General features: G+C 55.8%; 21 protein-coding genes and 1 pseudogene. 12 read left to right on the top strand and 10 right to left on the bottom strand.

What is annotated here, in order from left to right:
* Position 1 precedes the first annotated feature (1 nt).
* From KX928_RS04310 to pncA, 3 genes are read right to left on the bottom strand one after another with little or no spacing between them, the layout of a single operon-like run.
* Positions 2 to 925, bottom strand: a complete 924-nt coding sequence (locus tag KX928_RS04310) for an aminotransferase class IV (RefSeq protein ID WP_219499385.1) — start codon at positions 923 to 925, stop codon at positions 2 to 4.
* Between the two features lie 40 nt (positions 926 to 965).
* Complete coding sequence (gene pncB, locus KX928_RS04305) at positions 966 to 2,258, bottom strand: nicotinate phosphoribosyltransferase (protein ID WP_219499382.1); 1,293 nt, start codon at positions 2,256 to 2,258, stop codon at positions 966 to 968.
* On the bottom strand, positions 2,251 to 2,859 hold the full coding sequence (gene pncA, locus KX928_RS04300) for a bifunctional nicotinamidase/pyrazinamidase (RefSeq protein WP_219499380.1): 609 nt from the start codon (positions 2,857 to 2,859) through the stop codon (positions 2,251 to 2,253). Before pncA ends, pncB begins: the two co-directional genes overlap by 8 nt.
* Positions 2,860 to 2,994: 135 nt before the next feature.
* On the opposite strand from pncA, the gene trhO reads away from it, so the two are divergent.
* Positions 2,995 to 3,885 carry an oxygen-dependent tRNA uridine(34) hydroxylase TrhO gene (trhO, locus tag KX928_RS04295; protein WP_219499378.1) on the top strand — a complete coding sequence of 297 codons (891 nt, stop codon included), beginning with the start codon at positions 2,995 to 2,997 and terminating at the stop codon, positions 3,883 to 3,885.
* A gap of 2 nt (positions 3,886 to 3,887) precedes the next feature.
* On the opposite strand, the gene KX928_RS04290 is transcribed toward trhO, so the two are convergent.
* Positions 3,888 to 5,129 (bottom strand): MFS transporter, encoded by a 1,242-nt coding sequence (locus KX928_RS04290; RefSeq protein WP_257883511.1) that lies wholly within the window; start codon positions 5,127 to 5,129, stop codon positions 3,888 to 3,890.
* Positions 5,130 to 5,241: 112 nt separating this feature from the next.
* On the opposite strand from KX928_RS04290, the gene KX928_RS04285 reads away from it, so the two are divergent.
* The 5 genes from KX928_RS04285 to KX928_RS04265 all read left to right on the top strand — a co-directional run bounded on the left by KX928_RS04285 (position 5,242) and on the right by KX928_RS04265 (position 11,090).
* Positions 5,242 to 6,075 (top strand): flagellar motor protein MotB, encoded by an 834-nt coding sequence (locus KX928_RS04285; protein WP_219499375.1) that lies wholly within the window; start codon positions 5,242 to 5,244, stop codon positions 6,073 to 6,075.
* A 100-nt stretch (positions 6,076 to 6,175) separates the two neighbouring features.
* The gene (locus KX928_RS04280) at positions 6,176 to 7,507 is read left to right on the top strand and encodes a flagellar hook protein FlgE (protein ID WP_219499373.1); all 1,332 of its coding nucleotides are present in this window, start codon (positions 6,176 to 6,178) and stop codon (positions 7,505 to 7,507) included.
* A 29-nt stretch (positions 7,508 to 7,536) separates the two neighbouring features.
* Positions 7,537 to 8,982, top strand: coding sequence for a flagellar hook-associated protein FlgK (gene flgK, locus KX928_RS04275; RefSeq protein ID WP_219499370.1), 1,446 nt, complete (start codon positions 7,537 to 7,539; stop codon positions 8,980 to 8,982).
* Between the two features lie 3 nt (positions 8,983 to 8,985).
* Positions 8,986 to 9,990 (top strand): flagellin family protein, encoded by a 1,005-nt coding sequence (locus tag KX928_RS04270; RefSeq protein ID WP_219499368.1) that lies wholly within the window; start codon positions 8,986 to 8,988, stop codon positions 9,988 to 9,990.
* The gene (locus KX928_RS04265; RefSeq protein ID WP_219499365.1) at positions 9,987 to 11,090 is read left to right on the top strand and encodes a flagellar basal body P-ring protein FlgI; all 1,104 of its coding nucleotides are present in this window, start codon (positions 9,987 to 9,989) and stop codon (positions 11,088 to 11,090) included. The genes KX928_RS04270 and KX928_RS04265 overlap by 4 nt, the downstream gene beginning before the upstream one ends.
* A gap of 9 nt (positions 11,091 to 11,099) precedes the next feature.
* On the opposite strand, the pseudogene KX928_RS04260 reads toward KX928_RS04265, so the two are convergent.
* The 6 genes and pseudogenes from KX928_RS04260 to fliF form a co-directional block, all read right to left on the bottom strand.
* Positions 11,100 to 11,855, bottom strand: a pseudogene (locus KX928_RS04260) (IS5 family transposase).
* A gap of 47 nt (positions 11,856 to 11,902) precedes the next feature.
* Entirely contained in the window at positions 11,903 to 12,160 is a 258-nt protein-coding gene (locus KX928_RS24315; RefSeq protein WP_219499363.1) for an HNH endonuclease, read from the bottom strand.
* Positions 12,161 to 13,317: 1,157 nt separating this feature from the next.
* The gene (gene fliP, locus KX928_RS04250; RefSeq protein WP_219500099.1) at positions 13,318 to 13,998 is read right to left on the bottom strand and encodes a flagellar type III secretion system pore protein FliP; all 681 of its coding nucleotides are present in this window, start codon (positions 13,996 to 13,998) and stop codon (positions 13,318 to 13,320) included.
* 61 nt (positions 13,999 to 14,059) lie between these two features.
* Positions 14,060 to 14,353: a FliM/FliN family flagellar motor switch protein gene (locus KX928_RS04245; RefSeq protein ID WP_219499361.1), complete on the bottom strand. Its 294-nt coding sequence runs from the start codon at positions 14,351 to 14,353 to the stop codon at positions 14,060 to 14,062.
* Positions 14,346 to 14,864, bottom strand: coding sequence for a FliH/SctL family protein (locus tag KX928_RS04240; protein WP_257883510.1), 519 nt, complete (start codon positions 14,862 to 14,864; stop codon positions 14,346 to 14,348). The genes KX928_RS04245 and KX928_RS04240 overlap by 8 nt, the downstream gene beginning before the upstream one ends.
* Before the next feature lie 80 nt (positions 14,865 to 14,944).
* Positions 14,945 to 16,570 carry a flagellar basal-body MS-ring/collar protein FliF gene (gene fliF, locus KX928_RS04235; protein WP_219499357.1) on the bottom strand — a complete coding sequence of 542 codons (1,626 nt, stop codon included), beginning with the start codon at positions 16,568 to 16,570 and terminating at the stop codon, positions 14,945 to 14,947.
* Positions 16,571 to 16,692: 122 nt separating this feature from the next.
* On the opposite strand from fliF, the gene KX928_RS04230 reads away from it, so the two are divergent.
* The 6 genes from KX928_RS04230 (at position 16,693) to KX928_RS04205 (ending at position 22,179) form a co-directional block, all read left to right on the top strand.
* Positions 16,693 to 17,178: a flagellar basal body-associated FliL family protein gene (locus KX928_RS04230; RefSeq protein ID WP_219499355.1), complete on the top strand. Its 486-nt coding sequence runs from the start codon at positions 16,693 to 16,695 to the stop codon at positions 17,176 to 17,178.
* Positions 17,179 to 17,188: 10 nt separating this feature from the next.
* On the top strand, positions 17,189 to 17,578 hold the full coding sequence (locus KX928_RS04225; RefSeq protein WP_219499353.1) for a DUF1664 domain-containing protein: 390 nt from the start codon (positions 17,189 to 17,191) through the stop codon (positions 17,576 to 17,578).
* Between the two features lie 185 nt (positions 17,579 to 17,763).
* Positions 17,764 to 18,180 carry a MotE family protein gene (locus KX928_RS04220; protein WP_257883508.1) on the top strand — a complete coding sequence of 139 codons (417 nt, stop codon included), beginning with the start codon at positions 17,764 to 17,766 and terminating at the stop codon, positions 18,178 to 18,180.
* A 66-nt stretch (positions 18,181 to 18,246) separates the two neighbouring features.
* The gene (gene motA / locus KX928_RS04215; protein WP_219499351.1) at positions 18,247 to 19,116 is read left to right on the top strand and encodes a flagellar motor stator protein MotA; all 870 of its coding nucleotides are present in this window, start codon (positions 18,247 to 18,249) and stop codon (positions 19,114 to 19,116) included.
* Positions 19,113 to 21,371: a hypothetical protein gene (locus tag KX928_RS04210; protein WP_219499349.1), complete on the top strand. Its 2,259-nt coding sequence runs from the start codon at positions 19,113 to 19,115 to the stop codon at positions 21,369 to 21,371. The genes motA and KX928_RS04210 overlap by 4 nt, the downstream gene beginning before the upstream one ends.
* Before the next feature lie 97 nt (positions 21,372 to 21,468).
* Positions 21,469 to 22,179 (top strand): transglycosylase SLT domain-containing protein, encoded by a 711-nt coding sequence (locus KX928_RS04205; RefSeq protein ID WP_219499347.1) that lies wholly within the window; start codon positions 21,469 to 21,471, stop codon positions 22,177 to 22,179.
* The last annotated feature ends 38 nt before the right edge of the window (positions 22,180 to 22,217 follow it).

Genomic DNA, 22,217 nt, shown 5'->3' with positions numbered 1-22,217 from the left:
ATCACTTCCGGTCTGTATTCGCCGCCACAAGCGCTTTGTAGAGCTGCTGAATACGCGCCGTAACCGGGCGCGCGCCGCTCCCGATTGCTTTACCATCGATACTGGCAACAGGTGTTTGCGCCCCGAATGTACCGGTTAAAAACGCCTCATCCGCGCCGTAAGCCTCGTAGAGCGAAAAGTTTTGTTCAAACACAGGAATGCCGTCTTGACGGCAGACGTCGATAACCTTCTGGCGGGTGACGCCATTCATGCAATAGTCGCCCGTCGATGTCCAAACCTCGCCCTTGCGAACGACAAAGAAGTTGCACGCATTTGTCGTGTTCACGAAACCATGCGGGTCCAGCATGAGGGCTTCGTCGGCACCGGCCTGTTCCGCCTGCAGACAGGCGATAACACAATTCAGCTTGGAGTGGCTGTTCAGCTTCGGATCCTGCGATGTCGGCAACCCACGGACCTGCGGCACGCATGCCAGACGAATGCCTTCGGACTGCAGACTGTTCACCGGTTTGGAATGCTCCATGATGATCACCAGCGTCGGACCAGACCGGCTGAGCGAGGGATGTTGAAACGGTTTGACCTTAACGCCCCGGGTGAGCATCAGCCGGCAGTGCACATCATGTGTCATTCCGTTGGCCTTGGCGGTCCGCGTCAGCGCATCGAGCACACCCGCCCGGTCCAGCCCCACATCCAGAGAGACCGTTTTGCAGGAGGCGAAAAAACGGTCCATATGTTCATCAAAAAATGCCCATGTGCCGTTATAGAGGCGCATCCCTTCCCACATACCGTCACCCAGCAGGAAGCCGCTGTCATAGACAGATACCTTCGCATCATCGCGGTGCACGAGGTCACCGTTGATGTAAATTTTGATGTCTTTGTTGCGCGTGTCTTCCGCAGCATCGTGGGTGGTGTGGCTGTCGTGTGGCATCTCTTATCCTGATGAAAGCAATGGAATAATTGCGCTGTGATCAGACGATCACTTCCTGCGCGACTTGCTCGCCAACGCCAAAAACGCGTTTGTAACGTGCGATTTCATCCGCCGGCCCCATCGCCTTATTGGGGTTGTCCGATAGTTTCACAGTTGGCACCCCGTTGGCTTTGACGGCCTTGCAGACGAGTGAAAACGGGGCGAGCTTGTCATCCGGTACAAGCTTTCTGAAGTCATTGGTCAGCAATGTCCCCCAGCCAAAAGACACATTCACCTGGCTGGCAAACCGACTGTGCAGCGCGCGAATTTTTTCAACGTCCAAACCATCGCTGAAAATGATGCGCTTGGTGCTTGGGTCTTCGCCGCGGGCTTTCCACCAGTCAATTGCCGTCTCTGCGGCAATCACGGGGTCGCCGCTGTCCACCCGGATGCCTGTCCACCCCGCAAGCCAATCCGGCGCATTGTCCAGGAACCCCTTGGTCCCGAATGTGTCGGGCAGAATGATGCGCAGATTGCCCTCGTGTTCTTCGTGCCAGTCGGAAAGGACATCGTAGGGCGCCTGCGCAAGTTCAGCATCCGTTTTGGCAAGGGCGGCATAAACCATGGGCAACTCATGCGCGTTGGTGCCGATCGCTTCGAGCTCACGCGTCATGGCGATCTTGCAATTCGACGTCCCCGTGAAAGCACCGCCCAGCCCCTCCCGCATGGCCTGAACGCACCAGTCCTGCCACAGGTAACTGTGACGGCGGCGGGTCCCGAAGTCGGCAATCGACAGATTCGGGATATCCCGCATGTTCTCAATCTTTTCCCAGACGCGGGTCATCGCGCGCGCATAAAGCACTTGCAGTTCGAACTTTCCCATACGGTTCAGTACAGAACGGCCACGCAATTCCATCAGAACAGCCAGCGCAGGAATTTCCCACAACATTACCTCGGGCCAGTTCCCCTCGAAGGTCAGCTCGTATTGATCGCCTTTGCGTTCCAGATGGTAAGGCGGCAACCGCAAGTTTTCGAACCACTCCATGAAATCGGGGCGGAACATCTGGCGTTTTCCGTAAAAGGTGTTCCCGCGCAGCCATGTGCTTTCGCCCCGGGACAACGACAAAGATCGGATGTGGTCCAGTTGCTCGCGCAATTCGCCCTCGTCGATCAGCTTGGCCAGCGGCACATGTTTGGACCGGTTGATCAGGCTGAAGGTCACCCGCGTTCCGCGCTTGTTCCGAAACACCGACTGACACATCAGCAGCTTGTAGAAATCAGTGTCGATCAACGACCTGACAATCGGGTCAATCTTCCACTTGTGGTTCCAGACGCGGGTGGCGATATCAACCATGAGACGCCTCCAGCACCACGCCAGCGGCCTGCATGGCCGCGCGCGCTGACGCAAGCGATCCATCAAGATCAATCGCCCGGCACATATTCTCCGGCACGGTGACGTTGAACCCGAGCCTGGCGGCATCCACGGCCGAGAAGTGCACACAGAAATCAAGCGCCAGCCCGACCATGAGCAATGTGTCAATATCGCGGGTGCGCAGGTATCCTTCGAGCCCGGTCGGCGTGGTATGATCATTCTCAAAAAAGGCGGAATAGCTGTCTATCGCTGGGTTATAGCCTTTGCGGATGATCAGATCTGCCCGGTCGGCATGCAGGTCCGGGTGAAACTGCGCGCCAAGACTGCCCTGAATACAATGGTCCGGCCACAGGACCTGCGGACCATAGGGCATGTCGATCAGGTCATAGGGAGATTTTTCGTCATGCGAGGAGGCAAATGACGAATGACCCGCGGGGTGCCAGTCCTGCGTCAGAACCACGGCATCCGCCTCGGCCATCAACGCGTTGATCGACCCCACCACGGCATCGCCCTCCGGCACGGCAAGTGCTCCGCCAGGGCAAAAATCCTTTTGCACATCAATCACGATCAGGGCCTGGGTCATGGCGTCCACTCCTTTGTTCCTCATTTGGGTAAGGGGCCGCGTCCGCAGCGTCAATGGCCGGATCATGCGCGCCGGTTTCTGCGCAGCTTGCCTCTGCTCTTGCCTGTCCCGTCCGGGCGTCTTATCTGAGCGCCCATGTATATAATCGCAGCACTCTATCACTTTACACGCTTCGATGATCCCGAAGCGCTGAGGCCCGCTCTGAAGGCGCTGTGCGCAGAGACAGGGGTTCAGGGCACCTTGCTGCTCGCATTCGAGGGCATAAACGGGACAATCGCCGGTTCCCGGAGCGGCATTGACGCAGTGATCGCCCATTTGCGCGCCCTGCCCGGCTGTGCGGATCTGGAGTGGAAGGAAGCGACCAGTGACCATCCGCCGTTTGGCAAGATGAAGGTTCGGATCAAGCGCGAGATCGTGACAATGGGGCAGCCGGATGTCGATCCGCGGGCGCGCGTCGGCCACTACATTGAACCGCAGGACTGGAATGAGCTGATCTCAGCACCGGACGTAGCGGTGATCGACACCCGCAATGACTACGAAGTGGCCATTGGCACCTTTGACGGGGCGATCGACCCGCAAACCGAAAGCTTCGGCGAGTTCCCCGCTTGGTGGGAATCGAATAAGGAACGTTTTCACAACAAGCGGATCGCGATGTTCTGCACCGGTGGAATCCGCTGCGAAAAGTCCACAAATTATCTTCTGGGACAGGGCGTTGAGGACGTTTATCACCTTAAGGGTGGTATTCTGAAGTATCTCGAAGAGGTGCCCGAAGAGGAGACCAGGTGGAACGGGGCGTGTTTTGTCTTTGACAATCGCGTCAGTGTCGAGCACGGGCTGCGTGAAGGCCCGCATTCGCTGTGCCACGGATGCAGGCGGCCAATTCTGCCGGAAGATGTCAAACGACCGGAATACGAGGCGGGTGTCAGTTGCCATCGCTGCGTGCATGAGACAACCGAGGCTGACAAGAACAGGTTCCGGGAACGGCAGAAGCAGATCACACTGGCCAGGGCGCGCGGCGCTTCCTGAGATCAGGCCGGCACCGTTACGGGGGAACGGGGCCTGCTGCGTGACAGCAGCCACAGCATGATCGCGATGTTCAACCCGTTCCACAGAATCCCGTTGATGAAGGCCAGTTGATACGACCCGCTGACATCGTAGATCCATCCGGACATCCACCCTCCCAGCGCCATGCCTAGGATCGTAGCCATCATGACGAAACCCACCCGTGCACCTGCTTCCTTCGCAGGCATATACTCCCGCACGATCAACGCGTAGCTGGGCACAATGCCACCCTGGCTGAGACCAAAGATCAGACTGACAATATAAAGGGAAACCAGACCGCCCGATGGCAGGTAGAGAAACAGCGCCAGACATTGCAGCGCCGACCCGATCAGGAGTGTTTTGACCCCGCCAAGCTTGTCGGCCACCAGACCGGACACGATGCGCGATCCTACGCCGCCCAGCAACATCAGCGCCAGCATCTCCGCGCCGACCGCAGGCCCGTAGCCAAGATCCACGCAATAGGACACGATATGCACCTGTGGCATTGACATCGCCACACAACATCCAATTCCTGCGAGACCAAGCAGATATTGCAGCGCACGCGGCGATAATCCGGACGAACGCGCATTCTGCAGCGATTGAGACTGGGCCGCGATCTGTGCTTCGGCCGGTATGCGTCGGCGCAGCGCCATGGATAGGGGGATGACACCGACAAGCGTGACCCCCGCCATGAACAGGTAGACGCTGCGCCAGCCGGTCGCTTCCAGCATATCCGCCAGCACCATTGGCCAGATCGCACCCGACAGGTAGTTGCCGCTGGCGACCAGCGCCACGGCAATGCCCCTGCGTCGCAAAAACCAATGTGAAATATCGGCAATCAGCGGGCCAAATCCCACGGCTGATGAGAAACCGACAAGAAGCTGCGCAACGGAGAGCATGGCGATGGACTGGCTCAGCGTGGCCAGCCCGAAGCCGAGCGCGATACCGGTGGCCGCCGCGACAAGCGATACGGTCACGCCGAAACGGTCCACCGCCTTGCCAATGACGAAGTTACCCAAGGCAAAGCCAATCATCGTCAGGGTGTAGGGCATGGATGCCTCTGCCCGGCCAGCGCCGAACTCGGCTTCCACGGCTGGCATGATGACAATGATCGCCCACATACCGACATTCGCGATCATCGCGATTGCCAGCGTCAGAACCAGCCTGATCCATGAATATGTGCTGTCTGTAACCGGCATCCGGGCGCTCTTGTGTTTGTGTCTACGCATCTGCGCGCATCTTTCGCTCTCCTGCAAGCGAACAATCCCGCCCTGCGTTAAGCTCGTGGAAAGACCTTTCGGGATATCACTGGCTCCGGGTGAATATGAGAGTGGTGGAGATATGGGCGCGCAGAGCAATCTGGCACCAGTCATCATCAAAAGGAAAAAGGTCATTGTCAGCGGGCACCATGGTGGTGCCTGGAAGGTCGCATATGCGGACTTCGTGACGGCGATGATGGCCTTTTTCATGATGATGTGGCTGTTGAATGCAACGACCGAGCAACAACGAAAGGGGTTGGCCGATTACTTTTCGCCGACCATACCGATCAACCGGGTCTCTGGCGGCGGTGACGGATCCTTTGGCGGTGACAGTATCTTCTCGGAAGAAACATTGCCGCAGAACGGGCTGGGCGCGACAACCAAACATGCCGCTCGCAAGGAACAGTCGCGCGGCGAATCCGGCACTGCGTCTGATAGCGGCGAATTGGATCAAACCGCAGAAGAGCTGAAGGAAGCGATTGATGATCTTCTGGGGCGTGGTGGTGAAACGACCGCGATGAAGAACCTTCTCAAACATATCGTCACGCGCATTACAGATGAAGGACTGGTGATCGAACTCTTCGCGCTCGATGGTCTGCCTCTCTTCGAAGAAGACACAGATACGCCGACGCCCTTGATGGAGTCGCTGGTCGATCTGGTCGCTGATGTGAGCAAAACAGTCACCAACGATGTCGCCATTGGCGGCCATGTACGCGCAAATCCGGTGGTCTTGGCCCGTAACCTGGTGTGGGATCTGTCCGCCGAACGCGCGACGCGAACGCGCCTGATGCTGCAGAACGGCGGCCTCGATACGGGGCGAATGAAGCGCGTGACCGGCCACGCTGATCGTGAACTGGTGCATCGCAATCCGATGGCGACCCGCAACAACAGAGTGGAAATTGTCTTGCTTAGGTGAATTGCGGCATAAATAGGGCGCATTTTATCTGTTAGCGCGGTGTTAAGCCCGGGTGTCTATCTGGATGGTGAATGGATTATCACTTCAGAAAGGCGTGCCCATGTCAATTTCATCTTCGCTCAATGCCGGCGTCGCAGGATTGCAATCAAATGCTCAGCGACTGGCGTCCATCTCGGATAACATCGCCAACTCTTCGACCTTCGGCTACAAGCGCGTGGTAACGGATTTCGAATCCATGGTTCTGTCGTCTGGCGGCGGTTCCTATGCCGCGGGCGGCGTGAGAGCGAATACACAACGATTGATTGACGAACGCGGCACGCTGCTTGGGACATCGAATCCGACCGACCTTGCTGTGCGCGGCGCCGGAATGCTTCCCGTGGCGCAAGCAGCCCAGGTACAGACAGCTGGCACCGATGCACCGATGTTCCTGTCCACAACGGGATCTTTCCGGACAGATGACGAAGGGTATCTGACCTCCCAGTCCGGTCTCGTGCTCATGGGGTGGCCTGCTGCGGCAGATGGCACGATTCCAAACTATCCGCGAGACACGGCCGACGGGCTGGAACCGGTTCGGATCAATACCAGCCAGCTGGCGGGTAACCCGACATTGTCGATGAGCCTTGGCGTGAACCTGCCGGCAACAGAGACCGAATTCGGTGCCGCCGCTCTGACAGAACAATTGTCTGTCGAATACTTTGATAACCTTGGCACTTCACAAAACATCAGCATCACGTTCGAGCCCACGGCACCCGCGACGGCGGGTGACCCGGCGACAAATGAATGGACGATGACGATGACGGATTCGGCGCAAGGCGGGGATCAGATCGGACGTTACACCGTGACGTTTACAGACGCGCGCACCGCAGGCGGAACGCTGGCAACCGTAACGCCCATCGCGACAACGGCGCCGGTCGGCGCCAGCCCGGCATACGATCCTGCAACCGGTATCATTAACGTGACCGTGGCCGCGGGCCCGATTGCCGTCGACATCGGCACCATCGGCGATACCGAAGGCCTGTCGCAGCTGTCCTATAATTTCGCACCGATCTCGGTGACCAAGGATGGCTCCGCGATTGGCAACTTTGTGGGTTTGGACGTTGACGCAAACGGTTTCGTGCGCGCCACGTTCGACACAGGGGAAATTCGTACCGTGTACCAGATTCCACTGGTCAACGTCGCTAATCCAAACGGATTGCAAACCTTTGACAGTCAAACATATTTACCGTCTCGTGACAGTGGTGCGTTTTTCCTCTGGGATGCCGGCGACGGCCCGACCGGTGACATCGTTTCATTTGCCCGCGAGGAATCCAAGACAGACGTGGCCGGTGAGTTGACCGACATGATCAAAACCCAGCGCGCGTATTCATCAAATGCGAAAGTCATTCAGACCGTTGATGAGATGCTGCAGGAAACCACCAACATCAAACGGTAAGTTTCAATCGCAAGTAACGAGGGCCTGACATGACAATTTCCGGGGCATTATCCAACGCCATGACCGGACTGCGCGCAGCGGGGCGCAGTTCGGAAACGATTTCCGCGAACATCGCAAATGCGATGACGCCCGGATATGGGGTGCGATCCGTGGCGCTTTCATCCTCCCAGATCGGCGGCGTAAGCATCGATGGCATTGTGCGAAATGTAGACCCTGCGCTGCTGGTTGATCGCGGGCTCGCTGAGGCTGCTTTTACCAACGCGACAGACCGGGCAGGTTTTTTGACCAGGTATGAAGACATGCTCGGCACGCCGGATGATGCGAACTCTCTTTCGGCGCGCCTGGCCGATTTCGAAAGCAGTCTGGTGACCGCAACCAGCCGACCGGATGCTCCGGAAAGGTTGGAAAGCGTTGTCAACGCAGCCCGCGATCTCGCAACTCTGATCGCGTCCGCTTCTGATGGTGTTCAACAGGCGCGCAGCGAAGCCGATCGAAACATTGGCATTCAGGTCGATCGTCTGACATCGGCACTTGGTGGCGTCAAAGAACTGAACCAGCAGATCACCAAAACCCTGGCGTTGGGAGGCGACACTTCTGCCTTGCAGGACAACCGCCAAGCGCTTGTCGATGATATCAGCGCTATCGTTCCGGTGCGGCAAGTGCCGCGCGACAATGGCCAAATTGCGCTCTACTCCACGGGCGGAGTCATTCTACTCGATGGCGGTATTGCCGAAATCGAGTTCACGCCGGTCAACCAAGTCACACCCTACATGAGCCTCGCGGGCGGTCAGCTGTCTGGGCTGACCGTCAACGGCTTCAGCGTCAGGACGGACAGCGCACGCGGCGCGTTGGGCGGGGGGTCACTGGGGGCGCAATTCGAAATTCGCGACGAGCTGGGCACAGACGCGCAGACACAGCTTGACGCGCTCACACGCGATTTGATCGAACGGTTTCAGGACCCTGCGGTGGATACAACACTGGCCGTGGGTGATGCCGGGATTTTCACCGACGCCGGTGCAGCATTCGATCCGCTGAACGAGGTCGGCATTTCCGCAAGGCTGTCCATAAACGCCGCGGTCGATGAACGGCAGGGGGGCGAAGCGTGGCGCATCAGGGATGGTGTCAATGCTGTGGTTCAGGGTGATGTTGGCGACTCGCGCTTGATCCAGGCTCTGTCAGCAACGCTGACGACCAAGAGAGTTCCAGCCTCCGGCAATTTCGGGGCCGGCGCATTCTCAGCCATCAACCTTGCTGCAACGCTCACATCTCAGCTCGGGGCAGACAGAGCTCAGGCCGACCAGAGCCTGAGCTTCACCTCGACACAATTCAATGAACTGACGCAGCTGGTGCTCGCCGAAGGGGTCGACACGGACCAGGAACTGCAGCGGCTGTTGCTTGTCGAACAGACATATGCAGCAAACGCCAGAATGATCCAAGCTGCTGACGAAATGATGCAAACTATTTTGAGGCTTTAAGGTATGACTTCGATTTCACTGGGCGATCTGGCACAATCCTTCATGCTTCAACGCCGCAGCGTGGCCCTGCGACAGGATTTGTCACGACTGACAGATGAACTTTCCAGCGGGAAGGTGTCGGATGTTCGACAAGTTCTCGATGGCAACCACAATTACCTGACCGATCTGGAAAGATCTCTGGAAGTTCTGGATGGATACTCCGTCGCCAACTCCGAGGCTGCCTACTATACAGGTGCGATGCAGAAAGCGCTCGAACGGGTGCAGGAATTTGGGGGCGCTTTGGGTCTTGATCTTCTGCTTGCGAGTGGGGGGCCAATCGGCGTGGTCGCCGGGAACCCTTCCGACAACGCCCGCACTCAACTTCAGGGCATGATCAGCTCGCTCAATGGTGACATTGCCGGCCGCAGCCTCTTTGCAGGAACCGCTACGGACGACGTCCCTCTTCCTGATGCCGATGTGCTTATCGCGCAGGTCTTGGCTGTGGTCGCCGGGCAAACGACACCCGAGGACATCATGACTGCAGCCGAAACTTGGTTCGCGGACCCCGCCGGATTTGATACGCTGACGTATTCAGGCTCTGCGACAGCGCTCGCGCCATTTGCTCTGTCAGAAACGGAACGGGTGACATTGGACGTGCGTGCAAATGACGCCGCCCTCAAGGAAACACTGTTGCATACTACCGTCGCCGCCCTGGCGGATGATCCTTCGCTGGGTTTGTCTGTCACCCAACAGTCCGAGCTTTTCGGGCTGACGGGCATAGGGCTTCAGTCGAACCAGGATCAACTGACGAGCCTGCGCGCGAACATCGGCTTCACGGAAGAGCGGATTGAAATGATTTCAGCGCGAAATCAGGCCGAGGAGACGAGCCTTGAATTTGCGAGAAACGCCTTGCTGGCAACGGATCCCTTCGAAACAGCGACCGAGTTGGAAAGTGTGCAATTTCATTTGCAAAGCCTCTACTCCGTAACCGTTCGCAGCTCGCAATTATCCTTGGTGAATTTCCTATGAAAATCCTTCTGACAGTATTCCTGGCGATTATTTCGATTGCATCGTCCAGCTTTGCCGGCCCCGTTCGGATCAAGGATCTGGTGGAATTTGATGGGGTCCGCGGTAACGATTTGGTCGGTTATGGACTCGTCGTTGGACTAAACGGCACCGGCGATGGCCTGAGAAACGCACCTTTCACCGAAGAGATCATGTCAAACATTTTGGAGCGCCTCGGCGTGAATGTGGCCGGAGAACAGTTCAGGCCCAAAAACGTCGCCGCCGTCCTTGTAACCGCAGCGTTGCCACCGTTTGCGCGTGGAGGGGGGCAAATTGACGTTACGGTGTCGGCGATTGGCGATGCAAACAGTCTTTTGGGCGGGACGTTGATTATGACGCCGCTCAACGCAGCTGATGGCCAGATTTATGCAGTCGCACAAGGCACGATTATTGCTGGCGGGGCGGTGGCCGAAGGCGATGGTGCGAACGTAACCCAGGGCGTACCAACAGCGGGTGTGATCCCTTCTGGCGCGCGGGTCGAAAGAGAGATCGAATTCGATCTGTCAACACTGACAAATTTGAGATTGGCCCTGCGAGACGCGGATTTCACAACCGCGGCACGCATTGAGCAGGCAATAAACGCTGATTTTGGACGCCAGGTTGCCTTTATGCTCGATTCGGGCACTGTAAGCTTGGATATTCCTCAGACACGAATGGCGTCTGTTGCACATGCCTTGGGTAGAATCGAAAATATCGCTGTGCAACCGGAGCGTAAGGCGCGCGTAGTGGTCGACCAAAGATCCGGGACCATCGTCATGGGCGAAGACGTTCGCATTTCTCGTGTCGCGGTATCCCAGGGCAATCTGACACTCAGAATTCAGGAAGCCCCCATCGCGGTGCAACCCAATCCCTTTGCTGACGGAGAAACGGTCGTTGTCCCGAGAACGAATGCGGAGATCGAAGAAGAACCGGGCATCGGACTGGCTGAAATTCCTAGCGGAACATCGTTGTCGGAGGTCATTGCCGGGCTCAACGCTTTGGGAGTCTCACCGCGCGACATGATCGACATCTTGAAAAGCATCAAAGCAGCTGGTGCGCTACACGCCGAGTTCATTGTCCGCTAGGGTCAGGATTCATAACCAGTGTATGACGGTTGCTGCGAGGGCGATTGCGGACAGGAAGACCTTGGGGCAGCGATCATAGCGTGTTGCCACGCGCCTCTAATCCTTGAGCCGACCGAACATGATCTCGATCCTGTTGCGCCTTTTGATCTGCGCTTGTCGTACTTGACCGGTGTCTTGCGCTGCATTCGGCCGGGGATGCAGGCGGGTATCCCTTTGTCTTTCAACGCATCTCGGAACCAGTCAGCGTCATAACCGCGATCACCTAGCAGCCAGCCCACATTTGGTATGCTGCTGAGCAGAGCCCGAGCTCCGATGTAGTCGCTAACCTGCCCGGCGGTAACGAACAGGTTGAGCAGGCGACCTTGGCTATCACAGATAGCAGGCAACTTGGTATTCATGCCGCCCTTAGTTCTACCGATCAGGCGGCCACGCCCCCTTTTTCGCGGCCATACTGGTCGCGGTGCGGTGTGCCTTGAGATAGGTCGCGTCAATCATGACCGTCTTCCGTTCGCCGTGCTCGGCAGCCAGGCCAGCCAATATCCGAGCGAAGACACCTTTCTCGCTCCAACGCTTCCACCGGCTGTAGAGCGTCTTGTGTGGCCCGTATTCCGTAGGGGCATCTCGCCAGCACAACCCATTGCGATTGATGAAGATAATCCCGCTCAACACCCGTTTGTCATCAACCCGAGGCTTGCCGTGCGACTTCGGGAAGAAGGGGGCGAGCTTCGCCATCTGCTCGTCGGTTAGCCAATAAAGGTCGCTCATGTCACTGCTCCGTTTTGGGAGCCGTGAATCACGCAGCGAAGCGAAAATCAATGTATCCTGACACTAGTCGGCACCATGTATTTCGCACGAAGATTTTGGAAGGAATTGTGAATTAATTCAGCTCCTTCGACTTTGGTTGCAAAGTAGTTGTTACAGGGATCACAAACAGCGCCCTTGGGGAGGACGCGCCGACCAGAAATGTTGCCCATGGACTCAGGACCGATGTGCTCAACACTGCGAAGCGGCCCAGCAGTTTTCTTGCAAAAAATGCACTTCCCCAATTCGAAAGAGTCGGGTTTTGTCATTTTCTTCCTCTTCGCAGCGGTTTCGTCCGCGATAAGCCCGCTGCACGAAGAGTTGCTTCATTACGCATCCACGCGTCATTGACCAAATCTTGCCACTTGATAACTTCAATAGTTGAACCTTTGAAATCGTTGTCAAGGCTCCGGATTCGACCTTCACCGTTTGCTGTAGTTGTCCAACCACCAAGTTGATCCTCAAGGTCACCAACAATGTCCGCAACAACGTGAACATAGAATAGGCAGTCGTTTGCAATTCGGACCTTATGACGGTTGGATGCTTCGATTTGACCGTGCCGGCGCCGGATATTGCACTTTTCGCGATCGGAAGAACCTGACCCAAGTTGTAGCCGGTCCAAGCGATGTCAAATTGTAACTACCGGGATCGGGCGATAACGACGCAATGACTACGAAGATAATCACAACATGACCGGCGCAAGGCTCCATTAACTGTGCAACACTCCTTCTCCATCAGCGCGCTGCAATGATCACTACTGTCATCATTTAGAAAACCCACAAGAATTAAGTCATTCCAGGGTTCAAAGTTGTGCAGACCACGGCGTCATTCCTCTTGGACACGATAACACCGGAACGTTGAAAAACCGCACCCAAAGGGCGTCTTGCCAACGGCCTTCCAGTCAAGTCCCGCAACGGGAAGCAGGCCAAACTTCGACACATTGCCGACTATACGGCCGCCCCCAATGTGCGTCAGATCAAGTGTGATCAGAAAAGTACGAAGCGAGACGATTGCAAGAGCCAGTGCATATGAAAGAGTTGCGACAAGACAAATTCGAGAAGGGGGAAATGGCCATAAGGTAGTCTGTCTTCAATCGAATAATCAGACTTCTACGCGGCAGGGATCAAACACGTCAAACCGGATATTTAGCGTAGCTCGATGATTGCGACTGCCCCATGTGGCACTTTGCAGCCTTGTTCAGCGAGGCAAATCAGAGCAGCCTCAAGCTGTTTTCCAAACATGATAAGACCCCCAAAGTGTGACTGCGTTCAATCCTGCTCCTGCGATCTTGGCAGTCTCCTACATCATTGTCGGCTGTTTAAGCTCGTTCACAAGCACGCAACGCTGGTCTGCAAAGGAAGCGTGGTTTCTTTCCAGTGAGTTGGTTAAGGAGCAAATACTGTCTTTAACTGTATCGCATTTCTCCTCAAAAATAGCTACGCACCAAGCTTCCTGCGATCAGGCTCCAGCCATCGGCGATTACGAAAAATGCCAATTTAAACGGCAGAGACACGATGACCGGAGGTACCATCATCATGCCCATCGACATGAGCACCGCGGCGACGACCAGATCTATGATCAGGAACGGCAGAAATATCAGGAATCCGATCTGGAACGCTCTCGATATCTCCGACAGGAGGAAACTTGGTACCAGCACGGAAAGAGGCGCATCTGGTGTTGGGGACGCGTTGACCGTATCGGGCCGAAGCTCGGCCATTGCAAAGAAGGTTTCCGGGTCCAAGCGGCCTGCCATGAACACTCTGAACGGCTCAAGGACACGCACAAACGCTGCTTCTATGTCGATTTCCTCATTGTTCAGAGGAACGATCCCGTTGGTCCAGGCCGCAGTGAAAACGGGCTCCATCACGAAGTATGTCAGGAAAAGTGCGAGGCTCACAATCAACATGTTTGGAGGAGATTGCTGAAGCCCAATCGCCTGCCTGAGAATAGAGAGAACGGTCACAATAAACGGGAAGCAGGTCACCATGATCGCGAGACCGGGCGCAAGGCTCAGCACTGTTATCAGAGCGAACAGTTGGATCGTACGCGCACTTATCGATCCATCGTCACCAAGAGAAATCGATAACTCCTGCGCATTTGCCCCCATCGGCAAAAGTACGAAGAGCGCCAGAGCGACCCCAATAGGAATGCGAAAAGGAAACAATTAATTACAAGCCGGCCTGCAGATCGACAACTTCGGTCAACCTGACAACCAGTTGGCCGTGTTGCTCGCCCTCTTGTTCTTCGAGCATACCGCGCGCGATCAACCGGTCACCAACATAAAGCTCCACGGGATCGTCCACCGATTTGTCGAGCGCAAGGACAGCATTTTCTCCCAGCGAAACCAACTCTCTGATCAGGGGGCGCGCCTTGCCGACACAGACACTGACTTCGATTGGAACAGATGTGAAGGGATTGGCAGGATCCATTGCCGGGCTTCTCGAAGCGTTCGTTTCATCCATTTTCATTCTCCTGATCGGCCTCGTGGAAAAATGCGGTCATCGCCTCGGAAATTCCGGCAATGACTGTATCAATATCAACACTCCGCTCTGCGGAACCGATCCGGACAAATGCCTGGCCATCCCCTAACGAAGCCTCCGCAACGATCTCGAAGGGCGATGAAATCTTTCCCTGTGCGAGCTCTTGAACTGTTTCGACGTTTGCGGGTGCGACAACGATTTCAACAGGCTGTTCCGCGTTGTCTTTGATCATCTGACAGATTTGTTCAACGATATGAGCGCCCAGAGCCTTCTTGACGAACTCCGGCAGCAGCTTTTCGACGATCTCGGCCATTATCGGCTCGATGGAGACAGTCAGTTTTGACAACGCTTCATGGTAGGTAAACGCCATGTCCTGAAGGTTTTGTCCCAGATCAGCGCTGATTTTAGCTGTTGTATCCGCCTGCGCCTTGACGGCGTCATCCCACCCGGCCTGGTAGCCTTTTTCAAATGCTGCAAGTTTTTCATCTTCCAAACCATCTGCGCTGACGTCTCCGGGTACGTCGGGGTCGGCTTTGGCACCGCCAAAATTTCGGTATCTGTGCGACAGGGACATCAGACGCTCTCCTCTTTATCTTCCAGCCAACTGCGCAGGATTTCGACAGTTTCTTCTTGTCGTTCGCCAATCATGTTGCGCAGGCGATCAACCGGATCTTCCGAAACGCCGCCAGCCATCGGCAAGTCGGGAAGTTCCCCACCCTCGCCGCCGCCAAAGCCCGAAATGATAGGGAGCTCTGGCAAATCGAAGTCGTCGGAAGTCACTTCGCCCGTCAGACCGGCCTCCTCCATTTGCGGGTCGGCACCTACGGGGAGCGCGGGAACATCGTTATTTGGCAGCTCTGCTGGTTTCATCAAAAGAGGCCGTACGACAAACAGACCCAAAATAAGCGTCACCATCGCCAGTACCGCCATTTGAATCGCCGACATCAGATCGACATTGAGACCATCGATAAGCGAGGTCCCGGCCGCAGTCCCAACAGGGGGCACGTTCTGCAGCGCCATAGATTTGATCGTAATGATGTCGCCGCGGGTTTCGTCAAAGCCAACGGCAGATGCAACCAGATCCTTCAGCGCATTCAGTTCAGCCTCATCACGCGGCGCAAATGTCTGCGCGCCATCTTCCGCCGTGGTTGTTGCTTCGTTCACCAGAACCGCGACCGTCAACCGCTTGATGGCACCCGGATTGCGCACGATTTCACGTTCAGTTTCAGATACTTCGTAGTTCACACGTTCACGCGATTCGCTGTTTTGGGAAGACGAATTCTCACCGCCGGCACCTTCTTCATCCGGCAGGTTGGACGCGACCGTTACGTTGCCGCCACCAGCCTCATTCGACGTGTTGTTACGCTCCTCCGTGTCGGTGCTGATCGCGACACGGCTCTCAGGGTCAAAAATCCTTTCACGGATCGCTTCACTTTCTGTCACGGTATCAACGCTGACCTCGACGATGGCGTTGCCGAACCCGACGCGCGCCTCCAGAAGCCGCTGTACTTTGTCGCGCAACAGTTGCGCCTTGTCGTCTCCACCATTGGCAGGCACGGCTTCATCGGTCGCGCCGATCAGCGTTCCGTTGGCGTCAATCACCGCGACATCCTCAGCGGCCAGCCCCGCCACCGCCGAAGAAACCAGGAAGCGGATCGCTTTAGCCTGCTGGGGCGTTATCGCGGCGCCGGTTGGAGTTACGGCGACTGATGCCTTGGGGGTCACGCCTCGTTGAAAAGGATTGGACCCCGTGCTGGCGATGTGCACGCGTGCCATCGCGATATGCGGGCTTGAGACTACGGTGCGCGCAAGCTCGCCTTCCTTGGCGCGCCAATACGCGGCATCAAACATCTGCGACGTGGTGCCAAAACCTGACAGCGTATCCAACAATTCGTAGCCGCTATTCGAATTGGCCGGCAATCCTTCACTGGCTAAGGTCATTCGAAGTTGATCACGCTGTTTGGCGTCGACGAATATGGAGCCACCGCGCACCTCGAATACGGCACCACGTTGTTCCAGCGCCCGAACGACATCTCCTGCGGCGCCATTTTCCAAGCCCGCATAAAGGAGTGTCATTGTGGGAGCAGACGCCATTCTGGACATCGCCAAAATCGCGAAGAACATCGCGCCGGTCGCTACGACAACAATAATCTGACGGCGTATATTCATCCCCGTCCAAGCATTCAGTACTTGCTGCACAATCGCCTCCGTCAAGCCAAACGTTCTGTTCGGCGGTGACAACAGCAATGAACGATCTGGCTTAACAATCGGTTAGTGCAATCGCGTCTATAACGTTTTTCGTAACTGGAAGCGGGAATAACATGGCAGACGCAGCGACCGTTGAACCGTCAACTGACAAAAAATCATCGAAAATGCCTTTGATTATTGGGCTCGTTCTGCTTCTGGCAGGCGGCGGAGGGGGATTCTATGCGACCTGGTCCGGCCTGATTTTAAACAACGAATCGGCCGCGGAGCCGGTTGAGGAAGAGACGCCGGAAGCGCTGCCGAAAGTGGCGTTCGTCTCCATTGAACCGATCACAATTTCCCTGCCGAGCAGGAGTGTTCAGAAGCATCTCCGGTTTCGCGCGGAGCTCGAAGTCACCAAGAAATATGTTGACGATGTCGAGTTGATAATGCCGCGCGTGGTCGATGTTCTGAACAGCTACCTGCGCGCTCTCGAACTAAGCGATATCGAGAACCCGTCATCCCTGACCCGTCTACGCGCGCAGATGCTGCGCCGTGTACAGGCCGTCGCCGGACCGGACCGCGTCAACGATCTTCTCATCATGGAATTTGTGCTGAATTAAGGAGGGTGAAATGGACCTTATTGCCGACATATTGCTCACAGCTGGCGCCGTGGGCGCGGGAGTTTACTGCTTCGTTCTGGGCCGGCGTCTCAACCGCTTCAATGACCTCGAAAAGGGCGTTGGAGGTGCCGTCGCAGTCTTGTCCGCGCAGGTGGATGATTTGACAAAAACGCTGTCATCCGCTCAGGCAACCGCCGCGAATTCGGCGCAGACGCTCACAGAGCTTACGCAGCGCGCCGAAGAAATGTCGCGCAAGCTAGAGCTGCAAATGGCATCTCTGCATGACATTCCCGAAGTCCCCCAAAGCAACAGGCAGGCTGTCCGCTCCGAGCCGCAGGCCGCCCAGGCTCCCAGTGAGCCGATGTTCGTTCGGCACCGCGGCGCGGAGGCACACCAGTGATGATTGGATCCTTGTTCAACGGTCGACATGGCAGAGGGTCCATCCTGTTGATAGCCGGTCTCTTAATGGCATCTGCAGCGGTGCGCGTCGGGTCCGGCACGGGGCAGGCCTTTGCCACCGAAAACCCGTTGGCGGCTGCACAGGAAACGCCGGAGACCACGACAGAGACAAAGACAGCGCCCGAAGTGGACAAGGCGGAAATGTCACAGATGCTGGTTGCCTTTCAGGAGCGCGAGAAACGCCTGAAAGAACGTGAGCAACAGATCGACATGAGAATGAAAGCCCTGTCGGTCGCCGACGAACAAATCGAGCGCCGCCTGACGGTCTTGCAGGATGCTGAGGAATCCCTGAGAAGCATGCTGGCCTTGGCCAATACAGCTGCGGAAGACGATCTGACGCGCCTGACCTCCGTTTATGAAAACATGAAGCCGAAAGATGCGGCTCCTCTTTTCGAGGAAATGGAGCCGGCATTTGCTGCGGGTTTTCTGGGCCGGATGAGACCTAATGCCGCTGCAGGCATCATGGCGGGATTATCGCCCCAGGTCGCCTACTCGATCAGCGTGATTCTCGCCGGTCGCAACGCCGATGTTCCAAAAGGGTAGCCGCCGATGAGGCTTTCTTAACCTCCTTTTGCAATGGTGCATTTGTAATCTGGATCGGGGAACGACATGATCGGAATCATTGGCATTATTACCATTTTTGTCATGGTATTCGGCGGCTACCTGGCCGCCGGGGGCAAGATGGGGATCATTTTCAAAGCACTGCCGTTCGAACTGACAATGATCGGCGGCGCCGCGATTGGTGCTTTTCTCATCAGCAACGATATGTCCGCCATCAAGCAAACTGCCCGGGACATGGGACGGGTGTTTAAAGGTCCGAAGTGGGCCCATTCCGACTACCGAGACTTGCTTTGCCTGCTCTTCGAACTGATCCGGCTTGCGCGTCAAAACCCGGTTGCGATCGAAGAGCACATTGAAGCTCCTGAGGAATCGGCGATTTTTTCCAAGTATCCCAAGATTCTGAAGGACAGCGAGGCCATCGCGTTGATTTGTGACACGATGCGGTCAGCTTCAATGAATTACGACGATCCCCATCAGGTTGAAGAAGTGCTTGAGAAGCGGATGGAAGCCAATATGCATCACGCCATGCACTCCAGCCACGCCCTTCAAACAGTTGCCGATGGTCTGCCGGCGCTTGGCATTGTTGCCGCGGTCTTGGGCATCATCAAAACAATGGCTTCAATAGATCAGCCTCCGGAAGTTCTGGGCAAATTGATTGGTGGTGCCTTGGTAGGAACCTTTCTGGGCGTCTTTCTGGCATATGGGCTGGTTGGCCCCTTCGCGGCAAAGGTGAAAATGGTGACCGAAGAAGACGGTCACTTCTACCAGTTGATCCGAGAGGTGCTCGTGGCAAACCTCCATGCCCATGCCACCAATATCTGCATCGAAGTCGGGCGCCAGAACACCCCGTCGCACTGTCGGCCAAGTTTCTCTGAGTTGGAGGAAGCTCTGAAGTCCGTCAAGCAAGGTGCTGCATGAAAAAATTACTGGTGTGCGCCTGGCTGAGCACTGCATCAATAGCATGGGCCGAGCCAATTGTTGTGAGGTCGGGTGATCACGATGGTTTCACCAGGTTGGTCATGCAATTGCCTCCCGACGTGGAGTGGCGCGCCGAAAGCGATGTCGGACGACAGTCAATCATTTTTTCCGGTCACTCTGACGGATTTGATACCAGTCAAACATTCTCCATTATTTCAGATACATATTTAAGTGACATTTTGTCATCTGCGTCCCGCATTGATCTCGAACTGACTTGTGATTGCGCGGTCAAAACCTTTTTGGAGCAGGGAGAGTATCTGGTTGTCGATATCCAGGACGGCCCCCCGCTGCCGCCGCAGGCGCTTACGGAAAAGCCGATAGTCCTGCAGGATGCGCCACGATCACGCTTTAACTACGGCGACTTGCTTTGGTCCCCGCCCGTCGCGACGCCTCAACAGACTGAATCCGACGACCAGGCAAAAACGGACATCGAAATTGCCGACACGGCAGATGATCAAGCGATTTCCGAACAACAAGCGGCACTTGTGGAGGAAACACGAGACAGGCTTTTGCGAGGGATAAGTGATGCCGCCTCGCGTGGAATTCTACAAGCGGCGACGCCAAGTATCGGTGAAGTTGCCGACATCAATGTACCTGCACAACTGGCCGATGTGTTCGATTCATCAACGGAAGCGACAGAGGCGTTGATGCCCAATTCCGGCAACATAAGGGTTACCAATAGCCGCGATACACCTAATTCGGCCGACCCGATTGACCTTATGACATCAGGCGCACTCTGTGCTGACCCAAGTGAATTTGACGTCATGGAGTGGGGCACTGAGGAACCATTCGTTCACCAAATTGCGAAGAAGAGAGCTGCCTTGTATGATGAACTTGGGCGTTTGGAACCGCGCGAGGCAAAGGATCTTGCGCAACTATATCTTTTTTTCGGATTTGGCGTTGAAGCGAAGCAGATTTTGCGATTGTCGGATGTCCTGATGCAGGAAAATCCAGGGCTAATGGATTTAGCGGACATCATGGAATATGAACATGCGAGGAACCCGCGTTTTGTTCACCGGTACTCTGATTGCGACTCGGATCTGGCGCTCTGGGGAATACTGGCAGCGAATCAGTTACCGGAAGAACAACAGGTCAATGAAAAAGCTGCTCTGCGTGCGCTTGCGGCACTGCCGATGCATCTTCGCGAATTCTTGGCTCCGATCGTGAGTGACCGGCTTATCGAAAGTGGGAATTTGGAAGCGGCCACCATGGCGTTGCGGACCATAGAATTAGGCGGCTACGAACCAAGGGGAAGTACCGGCCTTGCGAGGGCAAAAATTGAAAATGAACGTGGCAATAGCTCCGCCGCCGACGAGCTGCTTGATGAAGTCATTCAGGGAAATACAAGGGAAACGCCCGGTGCTCTCATCGAGTTGGTTGAGAATGCACTGGAAGACGATACCGACATTTCGGCCGACATTGCGCTTTTGATCGAGTCCTTTGCATTTGAGAACCGTGATGGCGAGTTGGGGCGAGAATTAGCTCGTGCTCATATCATTGCATCCGCGAAGTCAAAGCAGTTCGTCAAGGCGTTTACCGCAATCGACAAGTCCGATCTGCAAGGTGATCCTGATCGGCTTTCAGAGCTCTATTCGCGTGTTTTTTATGAGCTGGTTAAATCAGCAGATGAGATTCAGTTTTTGGAATTGTTCTTTTCGGAGTTTCCAGCCGAGGCACAAAGTTTGGAACCAGAAACGCTCCTCGCCACGGCGGCGAGGTTACGAAATCTCGGTTTTGCCGACAATGCTGAAACCACTCTCAAAGCAACGCCGAGGACGTATCGGGGCGACGCATTCAAGATACTTCTTTCACAAATTCAGATGGACCTGATGCGCCCTGATGAGGCGATCACAACCCTTAATGGCGTTGAAGGTGAAACGGCGGACAAGACCCGTGCAGCAGCACTTTTGGCTCTTGGTCAAAACCAGGCCGCATCGCTGTTGTTCCAGTCTGCGAATCTTCCCCAGATGGCCGCACAGTCCGCGTGGCTGTCTGACGATTGGGTAGAGCTGACGCGCAGGTTTGCACCGCAGTTGCAGGATGTCAGTTCGTTGGCTTCTTCCGAAGTCTCTCAAATACCCACTGAGGCCGGCATGCTATCTCGCTCTGAATCTGCGTTGGAGCAAAGCGCTGCGGCAAGAGGTGTTCTGACAAACCTTTTGCAGAGCCTCCCGGTTTCTCTCGCGGAACAGTGATCTCTTTCCCGCTTTGGGTACTGCCAGAAGTTACCAAAAATAAACCTTGGTTGCGTACCTTGAGGCAGCTGCAAAAAGCAGTCGTCAAGGATGCAGAATGCTCACAATTAGACCGCAAATAACGGTACGGTTTCGGCTGCACCTCCTACTGACGTTCTTGTTGGCGTTGGCGAGTCACGGCTACGCAGCAACCAGCAACTTGTGTGACAGGGCGGCATATTCAGCGGCTCAGGAAACAGGTGTTCCGCTCGCAGTACTGAAAGCGGTGACCCGAACAGAAACCGGGCGATCGCAGCGAGGGCGCCTAAGCCCTTGGCCATGGGCAATTAATGTTGCGGGAAAAGGGCTTTGGCCGGACACGAGGCAGGATGCGGAAAGATATGTTCGTGATCATCTGTCCACAGGCAAAAACAACATCGATGTCGGCTGTTTTCAGTTGAACTACCGCTGGCATGGCAATGCATTTGGTTCGGTTGCCGAGATGTTCGACCCGTTTAACAACGCACAATACGCGGCTCAATTTCTTTCAGACTTGTATAAGGAAAAAGGCAATTGGACCGCTGCCGTCGGTGCCTTCCACTCGAGAACTCCGGAGCATGCGACGCGTTATCAAAAACGGTTTAATGAAATCTTCGCGAGTATGTCAGTTCCCGATCTGCAGCGGCGCGCAATCAACTGGTCACGCCGGAAGCAAAATCGGTTTCCGCTTTTGCAGAACTCCGGCGCGCGACCGCTTCCAGGATCGTTAGTTCCTCTGAGCGCCAATTCGGGTGTCGCCAGCCTGATACAAAACACAGGGAAAAACTGAACGTGCAAAATCTTTCCGCCAAGGCTCTCTTTAACCCT

It is taken from the genome of Roseobacter insulae, from assembly GCF_019375555.1.
Taxonomy (GTDB): Bacteria; Pseudomonadota; Alphaproteobacteria; order Rhodobacterales; family Rhodobacteraceae; genus Roseobacter; species Roseobacter insulae.
Note: the sequence above shows the minus strand (reverse complement) of the source record. Positions and strands in the feature narration are given on the sequence as shown.